Origin of the sequence: Phytohabitans flavus, assembly GCF_011764545.1 — a bacterium.
Lineage (GTDB): Bacteria > Actinomycetota > Actinomycetes > Mycobacteriales > Micromonosporaceae > Phytohabitans > Phytohabitans flavus.
The window spans coordinates 4,954,189-4,968,587 of sequence record NZ_AP022870.1 but is presented as its reverse complement, the minus strand read 5'-3'; the positions used below and the strand labels follow the sequence as shown (position 1 = coordinate 4,968,587).

Below are 14,399 nucleotides of genomic sequence, written 5' to 3'. Positions count from 1 at the left end.
TTTCCTATGTCGTTACGGCCACTGCTCAGCTCGTTCGTCGTCGTCCTGATCGCCATCACCGGCCTGGGGCACGTCCCAGCACACGCGGCGGACCGAAACGGCCCCGCCGCCGCCGCGGCAAGGCCCGCCGCCAAGGGGGCCACGGCGGTACCCGACCGGCCGAAGCCCGACCCGTCCGCGGCGCGCCGGCTGACCCGGCCGGACACCGTCAGCTGGCCCCCGGCCTCGACCAGCGACAGGGCCGGTCTGCGCGTGCGCACCTTCGACCGGGCGCACTCCCGGCGTGCGGGCCTCGACGCCCCCGTCTTCCGGGTCGAGTCCGGCAGCGGTCGCATCACGCTCAGCTATGCGGCGTTCACGCATTCCCGGGGCGGAGCATGGGGCGACCGGCTGCACCTGGTGAAACTGCCAGCGTGCGCCGCCGTGACACCCGAACGGGCCGAGTGCCAGACTACCGCGCCCATCGATTCCGCGAACGACCCACGCGCGCGAACCCTCTCGGCTGACGTCGCCGCGGGGACGGTTCTCACGATGAGCGCCGGCGACGCGTCGGCGCAGGGCGACTACAAAGCATCCAAGCTGTCGCCGTCGTCGTCCTGGTCGACCTCGCTCGCGTCCGGCGCGTTCACCTGGAACTATCCGATCCGGACACCCGGGACACCGGGAGGCCTGAACCCACAGGTCGCCCTGAGTTACTCCTCCCAGACTGTCGACGGCCGCAACAGCGCGACCAACAACCAAGGCTCCTGGATCGGCGAGGGGTTCACCTACGAGCCGGGGTACATCGAACGCCGGTACAAGCCGTGTGCGGACGACGGACAACAGAACTCCGCCGAGCAGTGCTGGGCTTTCCCCAACGCCACGATCGTCCTCTCCGGACACTCGGGCGAGCTCGTGCGGGTCGACGACAATACATGGCGGCTCGGCAAGGACTCCGGCGCGCTGGTCCAGCGGCTGACCGGGGCCACCAACGGCGACGACGACGGCGAGCACTGGAAGCTGACGACCACCGACGGCATGCGGTACTACTTCGGCCTCAACCGGCTTCCCGGCTTCGGCGCGCAGGACGAGGAGACCGACTCGACCTGGACCAAGCCCGTGTACGGCGACGACCCGGATGAGCCCTGCCACAAGGCGAGCGGCTTCGCCGACTCCCACTGCGATCAGGCCTGGCGATGGAACCTCGACCACGTCGTCGACCGGCACGGAAACGTCATCTCGTACTTCTACGAGAAGGAGTTCAACCACTACGCGCGTGGCGGCCGGACCGATGTCGACGGCTCGCGGTACGTACGCGGCGGTTACCTGACCAGAATCGACTACGGGCAGCGGGAGAACGAGGTCTACAGCACGCCCGCGCCGGCCAGGGTTCTGTTCACGACCGCGGAGCGGTGCATCCCGGCCGGGGCCGTCGACTGCGATGTCGAGGACCTGAACGACACCACGGCGAGCGCGTGGCCGGACGTCCCCTCCGACCTGCTTTGCGCCCCAGGTACGAAGTGCAAGGCGACGCAGACGTCGACGTCGTTCTTCACACGTAGACGGCTCACCGGAATCAGCACCGAGATCCGCGAGGGTCCACACTGGACGCCGGTCGAGTCGTGGACGCTGCGGCACGCCTTCTACGCGGGCGACGACAACTCCCGTACGTTGTGGCTCAAGCAGATCGACCACACAGGTCACCGCGGCGGCACGGCTTCGATGCCGACGGTGGAGCTCGACGGGATCCAGCTGGCCAACCGCGTGGACTCCGCGGCCGACGGTATCGCCCCGCTGGTGCGCTACCGCTTGGCGACGGTGAAGACCGACACCGGTGGGCAGATCAGCGTCGTCTACGCCCCAACCGACTGCTCGGCCAGCTCCCTGCCGACTCCGGGCAGCAACACCAAACGGTGTTACCCGGTGCGCTGGAATCCCTTTGGCGGTGGGGAGCAGCACAGGGTCACTGACTGGTTCCACAAGTACGTGGTGCGCAGCGTCGTCGAGGACGACCTCGTGGGCGGGCAGCCGGACATGGTGTCCACCTACGACTACGTCGGTGATGCGGGGTGGCGCAAGAACGAGCCCGACGGGATCACGAAGGAGGCCGACCTAACGTGGTCCGACTGGCGCGGCTACGCCCAAGTCGACGTCCGGACCGGCGATGGCCAAGTCATGCCCGGCCGGACCGAGCACCACCTGCTGCGCGGCATGAGCCGAGGGGCACGTGCGGACGGGACCGCACCCGCGGTCAGCGTTCTGGACTCCACCGGCGTCGCCCACGACGACCACGACGACTTCGCCGGGCACGAGCTGGAGGCGATCGTCTACGACGGCGCGAGTGTCGTGTCGAAGACCGTCAACCGGCCGTGGCGGTCCGTCACGCATACCAGGAATGAGGGCTGGGCGCTCCGCGAGGCGGCGTTCGTCCGAACCGACCAGGTGCGCAGCCTGACAGCGCTGGCCGGTGGACGATGGCGTGAGGCGCGCGTCGACACCACGTTCGACCCGGTCTGGGGCCGTGCCTTGGTGGTGGACGACCTCGGCGACGTCGCGCCCGGGAAGAACGACGACGACAAGTGCACCCGCATGTCCTACGTCGACAATCCGGCCAAGCGCCTGTACAACCTGATCGCCCGGACCAGGGTATTCGCTGTCGGCTGCGGTGTGGCCAACCCGGACCCGGAAACGCACCTCCTGGCGGACACGCGCTCGAGCTACGACCGCAAGCCGCACGGTGAGGTCCCGGAGGTTGGAGACCTCACCAAGACCGAGTCGATCGGCGACGTGGACGGAACGACGGTCACCTACGCGCCTACCAACGAGATCACGGCGCTCGACCGCTACGGCCGGACGACGGAGGCCAAGGACGCCTTCGGGCGAGTGTCGACGACCGAGTACACGGAGACCGACGGGCTCACCACGAAGGTCAAGACGACGAACGCGCTGGACCACTCGGCGTACTCCATCATGGACCCCGCGTTCGGCCTCGCCACGCGGATCGTCGACGCGAACGACCTGACGACCGAGATGGCCTTCGACCCGCTCGGCCGGATGACCGCGGTCTGGCTGGCCGATCGCAGTCGAGCGCTCGGTGCCAGTCCGTCGAAGAAGTTCGCATACAACGTCCGCCGCGACAGGACGAGCGTCGTCACCACCGAGGTACTCGCCAACGACGGCAGCTACAAAGCGAGCCACGAGATCTACGACGGCTTGCTGCGGCTGCGGCAGACCCAGGCGCCCGGCGCGGGTGGCTGGCTGGTGACCGACACCTACTACACCGGCACAGGTGCCGTGGCGAAGACGAACCATCCGTACCTCGCGACGGGTACCGGCGGCGACCAACCCATCGTGGTGCCCGAAGGCTCGGTGAATGGCCAGAGTGCCTACGCCTACGACGGAGCCGGACGAGTCGTCGCCGAGACCGTGGCGACCGCCGGGACGGCGAAGTGGTCGACCACGACCTCCTACGCCGGCGACCGGGTCACCGTGACACCACCGGACGGCGGGGTTCCGGAGACGACAGTCACCGACGCCCGTGGAAACGCGGTCGAGCTGCACCAGCATGACCTCGTCACGAGGTACGCGTACAACCGTGCGGGCCTGGTGGAAACGGTCACCGACCCGGCCGGCAACGTGTGGCGTTACGAATACAACCGGCGGATGCTGAAGTCGAAGGTGGAGGATCCGGACGCGGGCACGTCCACGTTCACCTACAACGAGGACGACCGGGTCGCGAGCGTGACGGATGGCCGCGGCGTCAAGCTGTCCCACAAGTACGACGCGCTCGGCCGGATGATCGAGACGTGGCAAGGTGACGTGGGCACCGGGACCAAGCTCACCGCCTCGAAGTACGACACCAAGGCCAAAGGACAGCTGCACTACACCGCCCGGTACACCGCCAACGGCAACTACATCGTCAGCTACGAGGCGCGGGACAAGCTCTACCGCCCGTTGACCACGCGGTACTGGATTCCCGGCGGCGACGTCGGTCCCGAGCTCGGCAAGAACTACGACTTCACCACCGCGTACAACACCGACGGGACGGTCCAGTCCGTCGGGATGCCCGCCGCCGGTGGGCTCGCGGCGGAAGTGCTGGTACCGACGTACGACGGCCTCGGCCGACCGACCGCGGTCACCGGAGAGACGGCATACGTCACCGCGGCCGCCTACAGCGACGTCAACGAGCTGTTGCAGGCCGAGCTGCACACCGGAGGTACAGCCAAGAAGGCCTGGCTGAGCTGGGAGTTCGAGCGCGGCAGCGGACGGCTCCTGCGATCGAAGGTCGACCGTGAAGGCAAAGACGTCCCGGACATGGACGCGCGCTACTCGTACGACGAGGCCGGTAACGTGCTGTCCATTTCGGACACCCCGGCCGGCGGCGAACGTGACGTCCAGTGCTTCGAGTACGACCCGTTTCGGCGGATGACCGAGGCATGGGCCACCGCGGACACCTGCCAGGCAAACCCGCGGACGGTCGGTGGACCGGCGCCATACCGCCACTCCTGGACCTTCGACGACATCGGCAACCGTCAGGTTGAGACGATCCACGGAAGCCCCGACAGGGTGCGGACATACCGCTACGAGAGCAACCAGCCGCACACCCTGCGGCGGATCGACCAGACCGGCCCGGCCCGATCCGACGTGTACACCTACGACCCGGCCGGCAACACGCTGACCCGCCCGGACCCCGCCGCAGGCACCCAGGAGCTGGTGTGGGACGCGGAGGGCAGGCTGGCCAGCTCGAAGCCCGCGGGCCGTCCGGAGACGACCTATGTCTACGACGGGCTCGGCGGCCGGATCGCTCGCAAGGAGCCCGGTGCCATCACGCTCTACATCGACGGCATGGAGCTGCGGCTCAACACGTCCACCCGAGCCGTGACGGCCACTCGCTACTACTCGTTCGGCGGGCTGCCGATCGCCATCCGCACCAACGCGGGCGTCTTCTACCAGGCCGGCGACCACCACGGGACGAACTCCATCACGATCGACGCCAACTCGGGCACGCTCACGCGGCGCCGGACCACGCCCTACGGCGCCGTCCGCGGTGCACCGCCCACGTCCTGGCCGGACCAGAAGGGCTTTGTCGGCGGGACGCAGGACGCCACGGGACTGACCCATCTCGGGGCCCGGCAATACGACACATCGATCGGCCGGTTCATCAGCGTCGACCCGTTGATCGACGTGACGGACCCGCAGCAGATGCACGGGTACACGTACGCCAACGCCAACCCGGTCTCGATAACGGACAAGAACGGCCTGCGTCCGGTTCCGGACGACGGCTACGAGCGCACGCCAGGCGGCAAGAAGCGGAACCCGTTCTGCAACGACGAGGACGAGCGACGGGCCACCCAAAGCGAGGATCCGGGCCGGCTGCAACGCCTCCGCGAGTTCCGTAAGAAGCAGATTCTCGATGGCGAGTTCCCCAACCTGCTGCTCGCGCTTCAAGACCTGGCGGACGATCTTGTGGATGCCGCCGGAGGCATGCAAAGGACTCGTGGCTGGGCAAGGCTCTTCAAGGAGGTCGTCGAAGGAATCACGGAGGACCAGATCGTCAACACGCTCATCGACAACTGCCTGTCCCGCATCGACGAGACGCGTGGCAACGACGGCGCGCCCCTGGGGAATGGCGAGAAGGCGGCGTTCAAGGACCACGAGTTCGAGATCGCGTTCCTTCTCGCTTGGGAAGGCAGCGAAGTCGTCTCGAAGGACGACAGCTTTACGGCAGGCGGCGCGGCCAACGAGCGGGTGTTTGATGCGTGGGTCGATGGCGTGCGGTCGGAGTTCAAGACGCCCGACAAGAACAACTATTCGTCGAGTAAGACCGCCTTCTCCGGGGCGATAGGCCAAAACGCCGCCAGGGTCTACGTCCACTCCAAGAACATCTCGAAGGAAAACATGGAGGAAGGGCGTTGGAGGGCAGTGAGCTCCAGCCGGGGCGGACCCACATACACCCAGTACCGCGTGGTTGGGTGGGACACCGACAGGACCAACGAGTGGAACACGAAGCTGACCGCGGCCAACGAACCTGTCGCCTGCGTGAGGTGGAGCCCTCTTTGTATCCTAGGGCTTCAATGACGACCTACGTAAACCTCATGCTGGGCACGCTCGACGGACGATACCCGCCAGGAAGCATCAATCGGCTCGTCGCCGACCTGAACAAGGGTGTCCCACTCCGCGCCGAGATCCTCTTTCCCGACGGGCGGACCGTGTGCGAGCTCGTCGGCCGAGGGTTCATCATCCATCTCGTCGTGCAAGAGGGAGACGTCGAGCCGTGGGCCTCGCACGCGCTCACCGGCCACATCGAGCGGGTGGACCCGGAGCTGGACACTCTCGCCCTGGCCGGCAAGCTCTACGAGGCTCTGGTCGAGGCCGGCCGGTACCGGGCCCTGATCGAGCATAGGGACACGGTGCTGCGATCGACGCACTTCCCCACGGGTCCCTGATGAAGGGCAGCCCACCTTGAACCCGGGTGGGGTCGTGCGACATGGTGTGGCGGTTCCGTTTCCGCACTGCTGGTGATGGTGGGTGTCATGCGTAAGTTGCTGGTCATCGGTGTCGGCGTCGGCGACCCGGACTTCGTCACGATCCAGGCCGTCGACGCGCTCAACGCCGTCGACGTGTTCTTCCTGCTCGACAAGGGCCCAGCCGCCGACGACCTCACCCACGCACGGCAGGCGATCTGCGAGAGGTTCATCACCCACGACCGGTACCGGACCGTCACCGTCACCGACCCGCCCCGCGACCGCGCCGCGGCCGACTACCCCGACGCGGTACGCCGGTGGCGCGACGAACGCGCCGAGCGCCTGGAGCGGGTCATCGACGCAGAGCTGGACGAGGACGGCGTCGGCGGGTTCCTGGTCTGGGGCGACCCCTCGCTGTACGACGGCACCATCCGGGTCATCGAGACGATGCTCAAGCGCGGGGCGCTGACGCTGGAGTACGAGGTGATCGCTGGCATCAGCAGCATCCAGGCACTAGCCGCCCGGCACCGGATCGCGATCAACCGGGTCGCCGGTCCGGTGCACGTCACCACCGGCCGCCGCATCAAGGAGGCGCTGCCGGACAACGCCGACGACATCGTGGTCATGCTCGACGCCGACCTCGCCTGCGCCGCGTACCGGGACGAGGACATCGACATCTACTGGGGCGCGTACCTCGGCACCGAAGACGAGGTCCTGGTCGCCGGCAAGCTCGGCGACGTCGTCGACCAGATCGCCCAGACGCGCGCCGAGCTGCGCGAGCGCAAGGGCTGGATCATGGATACCTATCTGTTGCGCCGCATTGGTTAGCGAAACGGGCCGTCGCCGAGGAGGCCAGAGCGGTCCGGTAGCCCGATTGCCACCCGGAACCTGGCGAACTCGACCGCGAGCGCCGCTGGCGGGAAGTGAGCGTTGAGCCCACTGGGATTGGGTAAAATCCACACGCGGGCACCGCCTACCGTCATCGATTGCGGGCCGATCTGCGCCTGCTTGGCGTCGAACGCGAGACGGTATCCGCTCACTCCCAGCATCGCCAGCCAGCCCGGCCGCAGAGCCCGCATCCTTTCCGCCAGATCCCGGCCGCCGTCCACCAACTCCTGCCGCGACAGCTGTGCGGCACGTGCGGTGGGCCTGCGCACGATGCTCGTGATACCCAGCCCTAACGGCAGTAGGTCCCGCTCCTGCTCCGCGCGCATCAGCCGCGGCGTGAACCCGGCGCGGTACAACGCCGGCCACAACCTGTTGCCCGGCGTCGCGAAACTGTGCCCCAGCGCCACTGACGCAAGCCCGGGGTTGATCCCGACAAACACCGCCGTCAACCCCTCGGCGACCACATCGTCGAGTCCCGCACCGTTCACGCTGTGGTGTGTTTCTGGAAGGCGGCCCGGTAGGTGTGGGGGCTGGTACCGACGATTCGTTTGAAGCGGTCACGGAAGGCGGTGGGTGAGCCGAATCCGGTCTGGGTGGCGATGCGGTCGACCGGGTGGTCGGTGGCTTCGAGCAGGTACTGGGCCTGGCGGATGCGGTTGCGCAGCAGCCATTGCAGTGGGGTGGTGCCGGTTTGCTCGCGGAAGCGGCGGTTGAGTGTGCGGGTGCTCATGCCGGCCTGGGTGGCGATGTCGTCGAGGGTGAGGTCCTTGGCGGCGTTGTCCTGCATCCAGCGCAGCACGGGTTCGAGGAGGGAGCCTCGCGGGGTGGGCGGTTGGTCGTGCACGATGAACTGGGCCTGCCCGCCCTCGCGTTCCAGGGGCATGACGGACAGCCGGGCGGCGTCGGCGGCCACGGCGGAGCCGTGGTCGCGGCGGATCAGGTGCAGGCACAGGTCCAGACCCGCCGCCGCCCCGGCGGAGGTGAGTAGTTGGCCGTTGTCGACGTAGAGGACGTCGGGGTCGACCTTGACGGCGGGGTGCCGCTCGGCGAGCAGGTTGGCGGCGAGCCAGTGGGTGGTCGCGGGTAGCCCGTCGAGCAGGCCGGTGGCGGCGAGGATGAACGCGCCGGCGCAGATCGAGGCGATCCGGGTACCCGCGGCGGCGGCCTGCCGCAGGGTGTCGAGGACCTCGCCGGGGATCGGTGCGGTGGGGTCGGCACAGCCGGGGAGGATGATCGTGTCCGCGTCGGTGAGGGCGTCCAGGCCCCAGGGCGGCTGGAGCGTGAACGCACCGGCATCGACGGTCGGCGCCGGACCGCAGACGCGGACGCGGTAGGCGGGGCGGCCGTCGGGCAGCCGGGTGCGGCTGAACACCTCGATGGGGGTGGACAGGTCGAACGGGATGACCTGGTCCAGGGCGAGCACGGCCACGGTGTGCATGGCGACAACCTACGCCGCCTTCTTGTTACGGCCAACGCTCCCAACCGGCCCTAAGGTGCCGTCTTCACTGGTCGGGGTGCGTTGGCGAGAACTCGTTGGTGCCTGGCAATCCTGCCACTTCCAGTGACTGTGTGCGGTGCGTAGCGTCGGCGCCGATGACGAAGTTTCTGCTCTCGATCCATGTGCTTGCCGCCATCATCGCGATCGGGCCGGTGACCGTAGCCGCCAGCATGTTCCCCGCCGCGGCGCGCCGGGCCCTGGCCGAGTCCGGCACCGACCGGGATCTGGCCGTGCTCCGTTCACTGCACCGGATCTGCCGGGTCTACACGGCGGTCGGGATCGTGGTACCGGTATTCGGGCTCGCCACCGCCAGCAGCCTCGGCGTGCTGGGCGACGCATGGCTGATCATCTCGATCGCGTTGACCACGGCCGCCGCGGGCGTGCTCGTGCTGCTGATCCTCCCGGGCCAGGCACGCACCCTCGCCTCGCTGCCACCCGCATCGACCGCCGACCGGCGAGGACCAGCGCGGCTAGCCATGTACACCGGCATGTTCAACATGCTGTGGGCGGTGGTCACCGTACTGATGATCGTCCGCCCCGGCTCGACCACAGGGGTATGAGGCGCGTGAACCCACTGCTGGCGCTGCGCATCGCGGCCGGCGCGGAACTCGCGACGCTGGCCGTACTGCTGACCAGCCACGGCAAAATCCAAGAGGGGATTCGAAATTCATGAACCACGATGCTGCTAAGCAAGTGACCGTGGTAGTGCCGCAGGAAGTCGCCGGTATCCGGATCCCGCGGACGAAACTCGCGGAAGAAGCTCTGGCTTTCGCCCGCGAGACCATGTCGGACGTGCTGTTCAACCACGTGTTGCGGACGTACTTGTTCGGTGCGACGCAGCTTCGGCAGGCCGGCACCGACTACGACGAGGAAGTCGCCTTCCTGGCATGCCTGCTGCACGACCTCGGCCTGCTGCGGCAGTATTGGACGCCGGAGGGACAGTTCGAGGTGGACGGCGCCGACGCGGCGCGCAGTTTCCTGGCCACCCAAGGGCTGGAAGCGGAGAAAATCGATACCGTCTGGGACGCCATCGCACTTCACACGACCTTCGGCATCGCGCTCCGCAAGCAGCCGGAGATTTCAATCGTATGCCTCGGATCGGCACTCGACTTTTCCGGCGTAGGCTTCGACAAGATGCCGGACGGCACGGTTGACGCCATCATTTCGGCATTCCCTCGCCTGGGATTCAAGAAGGACGCTCTCGAAACCATGGTCGACATCTGCGCCAACAAGCCGGCAGGAGTGATAATGCACTACTTCGCCGAAGTGGGACGCAGTCGTGTGCCGGGGTTCAGGCTTCCCACGGTTGAAGAGATCCTGTTTTCCGCACCATTCGACGAGTAGGGGTTGGGTTGTGTGACGCGGAGGGTGAGGCCGCGGGAGCAGCGGTCTGGACCTCCGCGGACATCGCGGTAGCTCGCATCTGTTTGGTGGGTTGTATTGCTCGGAGATCGGGGGACGCACCGACCTTGACGGGCTCAGTCGGCGGCGAGTGTGGCGTGGACGGAGGAGACGGCGCTCCCGCCCTCGCCGACGGCGGTGGCTACCCGTTTCGTCGAGCCTGAGCGGAGGTCGCCTACCGCGAAGAGCCGGGGGGCGCTGGTCTGGAACGGCAGCGGTGTGCCGTGCGTGCCGGCGGGTAGCCGGCTGTCGGTGAGGACGAAGCCGTCGCTGTCCTTGGCCACGCCGGCGAGCCAGCTGGACACGGGGTCGGCGCCGATGAAGCAGAACAGGGCCCGGCAGTCCAGCCGGTCGTGTCGCTCACCGGACTTCTCGACGACGATCGAGGTGAGGGTGTCGGCGCCGGCCAGCTCGCGGAGTGCGGTACCGGTGTGCACCTGGATCCGGGAGTGCGCGCGGATCCGGTCGGTCAGGTACGACGACATCCGGGCCCCGAGGTCGGCGCCGCGGATGATCAGGTCCACCGTCGCACCGCGGGCGGCCAGGGACAGGGCTGCCTGCCCGGCCGAGTTGGCGCCCCCGATGACCGTGACGGGCTGATCCTCGTATCCCCGGACGTCCAGATCGGTCGCCGCGTACCGGATGCACCCGCTCTTCTCGAAGGTCGACCACTGCGGGATGTCGGGGCGCCGGTAGTGCGCCCCGGTCGCGGCGATCACCGCGCGGCTCTCGATCCGCGCGCCGTCCTCCAGCAGGACCGCCGGCCGCCGGTCGTCGGAGAGGTCGAGGCCGGCCACCGCGCAGGGGGAGTAGATCCGCACGCCGAACTTGAGCGCCTGCACCATCGCCAGCCGGGTCAGGTGTTCACCGCTGACCCCGTGCGGGAAGCCGAGGTAGTTTTCGATCCGGGCGCTCTTGGCCGCCTGGCCGCCGAGCCCGGTGCGGTCCAACAGCACCGTGTCGAGGCCTTCGGACGCCCCGTACACGGCGGCGGCCAGACCCGCCGGGCCGGCCCCCACCACGACGAGATCGGGGTGCCTCCGTCGCCCCGGTAGGTGAGGCCGAGCGCCTCGGCGACGGCTCGGGGCGTCGCCCGCCGCAGCAGCGAGCCGTTGACCATCGCCGCCGGAAGCTCGTCGTCGCGGAGCCCGGCCACCCCGACCAGCGAGCGCCCCGATTCCGAGGCGGCGTCGAGCCAGGTGTGCGGCAGCAGCAGCTGGGTCACATAGGTGCGCAGCGCCAGCGTCTCGGCGGCGTCGGGGCGGCCGACCAGCTCCAGGGCGTTGCCGGCGGCGGCTTGGATGACCTCGCGCCGCTCCCGGAACGCCGCGATGAGGATGTCGGCGATGTCGACCTGCTCGGCGAGGGCCCGCCGCAGCATCGCCGCGCCGATCCGGACGACCGTCCCGCCGGTCACCACTCGGGCGGTCAGGTACACGTGCTGGCCGGTCAGCAGGTTGAGCTCGCCGATGAAGTCGCCGGGGCCGCCCTCGTAGATCAGGCGCTCCGGCTCGATCGCGGTCGCATCCCGGACGATGTCCACGCTCGCGGTCTGGAGCAGGAAGAAGTCGTAGGAGTGGTCACCGGACGTGAACAGGTCCCGGCCCGCGACGGCGCGCTCCACGTCGCCGTAGTCGGCGAGCCGGCGGAACTGCTCGTCGTCCAGGACCGGGCCCCTGGGAGCCGGACCGTTCTCCACCCTTACTCCTCCTCGAGCCCTGCCGGCGGCGGCCACGCGCCTTGAGCCGTGGCCGCCGCCTGAAGGCTAGCCGGCGGTCTCGCGGGCCGCCTGCTCGATGAACGCGACGGTCGTGCCGGGCTCCGAGACGAAGACCATGTGCGAGGCGCCCTCGACAACCTGGACCGTGGCGTTCGCCCGCTTCGCCATGAACTCCTGCAACGCCGGCGGGATGATCTTGTCGGCGCCGCTGATCAGGTTGTAGCTGGGGATCGTATGCCAGGCCTGCTCGCCGGCCGCGGGCTCGCCGAACGCGGTGGCGGTCGCCGGCCGCTGGGCGATCGCGTAGAGCGCGGCCTCCTGCGCCGGCACGTCACCCGCGAACCGCTCGTGGAACACCCTCGGGTCGATGTACAGGTCGACCTGCCCGCCCGGCAGCGGCACGGGCCTGAGGGACTCGTTGACCGTGCTGCCCGGGAAGCGGTCGACCAGCTCGCCGACGGCCTCGCCGGTGTCCGGCACGAAGGCCGCGAGGTACACCAGCGCCTTCACGTTCGCGTTGCCGGTGGCGGCCCCGGAGATGACGGCGCCGCCGTACGAGTGACCGACCAGCACGATCGGCCCCTCGATGGTGGCCAGCAGTGCCTTGACCTGCGCCGCGTCCGAGTTGACCCCGCGCAGCGGGTTCGGCGCCGCGACCACCGGGTAGCCGTCGGCGAGCAGCCGCTGGTTGATCTCGTTGAAGCCGCTGCTGTCGGCGAACGCGCCGTGCACGACCACGATCGTCGGGTTCTTCACCGGATTTCCACCTTTCTCACTTTCACCTGTACCTCGCGCCTCGGCGGACCGGCCGCGACGTGATCGACCTCAAACTAGGAGGCCGTTGTTGACAGGTACTGGAGAAAGAGTGGATGGCACCCGGCCCGAGCCCCTGCGCGACCGGATGAAGGGTCTGGGCAGGTGCTCGGGCCGGATTGTAGGAGCTTGCGCGGGGCTCAGCGCAGGCGCGGGTCGTTGCCGGCCCGCGTGTCCACGCGGAGCCGCATGGCGTCGGCGATCGCGCCCCACGAGACGTACGAGAAGTTCGTGGCGTCGCGGTCGTCGTCGACGTCGGGCCCGGTCTCGGGCTCGTCGTGGGTGACCAGCAGGCCGCGGCGGTAGTCGCCGACGGGACGGTTCGTCACGGCGAGACCGTCCGAACCGTTGATGTCGTCGGCGCCCCGGACCCCGGCGACCCGGAAGCTGCCCAGCGGCCGGTTGTGGCCCTGCCGGTCGTAAACCGCGAACGTGTCGTCACCCTGGCTCGACACGATGACGTACCCGGTGGCGTCGGGGCCGTAGTAGATGTCCACGCCCTCGGCGTCGGCGGTGAGCCGGGTGCCGCCGAAGCCCTTGGCCGCCGGGTCGATCGGCAGGCACTCCTCGGACTCGGGGTCGTAGACGTCGTGGATGCCGAAGTCGGTCACCTTGTCGACGAGCTTGGGCGTGCCCGAGCCGAGCGGCAGCGGGATCCGCCACAGGCCGACGTCCTCCTGCGCGGCGTAGAGCACGCCGGACCGCTGGTCCACCGTGACGCCCTCGAACTGCGGCAGGACGCCTGGCTCCTCGCACGGGAACCAGGTCGAGCCGTCCGGCAGCGGGAAGTGGCTCGGCATGGTCGTCTTCCGGATGTTCGTGTAGCCGAGCTTGCCCTGGATCTCCACGATCCGTGCGGTCGCGATCGCCGTCGTACCCTCCTGGGTCACGACCGCGTACGTCTCGCCCCGCCTCGGCTGCCAGACCGCGAGGCCGTACGCGGACTGCTCCTCGTCGACGGCCTCCCGATCCGGGTTGAACAGGAACGTCTGTTCGGGCGCGGTGACCTCGGTCAGCGGCTGTCCCGCGGCGGACCCGGCGGGGTCGATCACGAAGAACCGGAGCTGGTCGTTGTACCGGTCGGAGACGACGGCGACGTCGACCGTACGGCCGGCGAGCCGCACGTCGTAGGCGATGTCGACGTTGTTGTAGCGGCCCGGCACCCCGTCCGCGCGCGGCGCCGCGGTGGCCGGCAGCGACTGGAGCTCACGCGACTTCAGGTCGTAGACGCGCAGGCCGCCCTCCTTCGCGGTGACCATGACGATCGAACGGCGAGAGTCCTTCGGATGTACCCAGATGGCCGGGTCGTCACCGGATGAGTTATTGCCAGCCTCGTCGTCGTAGAGGACGGGCGTTTCGTTGTCTGTCGTCACGACCGCCGGGGACGCGGAATGGGCGGCGGGGTGCGCCGCGGCGGGAGCCACGGCGAGTAGGGATGCGGCCACGGCAGCTACCGACAAGGCCGACTTCAAAGGGCGTATCACGAGCTGAGCCTGCCTACGTAGCCTGCCGGGAAGTTGACCGACACGTTGCCGTGAATCGAACTCCGGGCTCCACCCGACGTCAAAAGCGCCGGTCAGGATCCCGACACTCGGTATCACGCTGTTACCGCTTCAGCTCCTCGGGCCATCCCACG

The 14,399-nt window shown here is 68.7% G+C and carries 10 protein-coding genes and 1 pseudogene; 5 read left to right on the top strand and 6 right to left on the bottom strand.

The window, feature by feature from the left end:
* Positions 1-6: 6 nt before the first annotated feature.
* The 3 genes from Pflav_RS21675 to cobF all read left to right on the top strand — a co-directional run bounded on the left by Pflav_RS21675 (position 7) and on the right by cobF (position 7,271).
* Entirely contained in the window at positions 7-6,057 is a 6,051-nt protein-coding gene (locus Pflav_RS21675; RefSeq protein ID WP_173037776.1) for an RHS repeat-associated core domain-containing protein, read from the top strand.
* Positions 6,054-6,425, top strand: a complete 372-nt coding sequence (locus tag Pflav_RS21670) for a hypothetical protein (protein WP_173037775.1) — start codon at positions 6,054-6,056, stop codon at positions 6,423-6,425. Before Pflav_RS21675 ends, Pflav_RS21670 begins: the two co-directional genes overlap by 4 nt.
* A gap of 87 nt (positions 6,426-6,512) precedes the next feature.
* Positions 6,513-7,271 (top strand): precorrin-6A synthase (deacetylating), encoded by a 759-nt coding sequence (gene cobF / locus Pflav_RS21665; protein WP_173037774.1) that lies wholly within the window; start codon positions 6,513-6,515, stop codon positions 7,269-7,271.
* Here cobF and mug read toward each other — a convergent pair.
* The gene (gene mug, locus Pflav_RS21660; protein WP_173037773.1) at positions 7,268-7,819 is read right to left on the bottom strand and encodes a G/U mismatch-specific DNA glycosylase; all 552 of its coding nucleotides are present in this window, start codon (positions 7,817-7,819) and stop codon (positions 7,268-7,270) included. The two genes, cobF and mug, sit on opposite strands and share 4 nt — an antisense overlap.
* The gene (locus Pflav_RS21655) at positions 7,816-8,769 is read right to left on the bottom strand and encodes a GlxA family transcriptional regulator (protein WP_173037772.1); all 954 of its coding nucleotides are present in this window, start codon (positions 8,767-8,769) and stop codon (positions 7,816-7,818) included. Before Pflav_RS21655 ends, mug begins: the two co-directional genes overlap by 4 nt.
* A 155-nt stretch (positions 8,770-8,924) precedes the next feature.
* Between Pflav_RS21655 and Pflav_RS21650 the strand changes: the two genes are divergently transcribed.
* A complete protein-coding gene (locus Pflav_RS21650) occupies positions 8,925-9,389 on the top strand; it encodes a hypothetical protein (protein ID WP_173037771.1) in 465 nt (154 codons plus the stop codon).
* 109 nt (positions 9,390-9,498) lie between these two features.
* Positions 9,499-10,173: an HD domain-containing protein gene (locus Pflav_RS21645; RefSeq protein WP_173037770.1), complete on the top strand. Its 675-nt coding sequence runs from the start codon at positions 9,499-9,501 to the stop codon at positions 10,171-10,173.
* Between the two features lie 134 nt (positions 10,174-10,307).
* Here Pflav_RS21645 and Pflav_RS21640 read toward each other — a convergent pair whose 3' ends face one another.
* From Pflav_RS21640 to Pflav_RS21625, 4 genes and pseudogenes are all read right to left on the bottom strand, one after another.
* Positions 10,308-11,216, bottom strand: a complete 909-nt coding sequence (locus tag Pflav_RS21640; RefSeq protein ID WP_232072715.1) for an NAD(P)/FAD-dependent oxidoreductase — start codon at positions 11,214-11,216, stop codon at positions 10,308-10,310.
* 431 nt (positions 11,217-11,647) lie between these two features.
* Positions 11,648-11,854: pseudogene (locus tag Pflav_RS46000) on the bottom strand (cyclic nucleotide-binding domain-containing protein); the annotation flags it as partial.
* A 141-nt stretch (positions 11,855-11,995) separates the two neighbouring features.
* Positions 11,996-12,706 carry an alpha/beta fold hydrolase gene (locus tag Pflav_RS21630; protein ID WP_232071719.1) on the bottom strand — a complete coding sequence of 237 codons (711 nt, stop codon included), beginning with the start codon at positions 12,704-12,706 and terminating at the stop codon, positions 11,996-11,998.
* Between the two features lie 197 nt (positions 12,707-12,903).
* Positions 12,904-14,208, bottom strand: coding sequence for a phytase (locus tag Pflav_RS21625; RefSeq protein ID WP_197938688.1), 1,305 nt, complete (start codon positions 14,206-14,208; stop codon positions 12,904-12,906).
* Between the last annotated feature and the right edge of the window lie 191 nt (positions 14,209-14,399).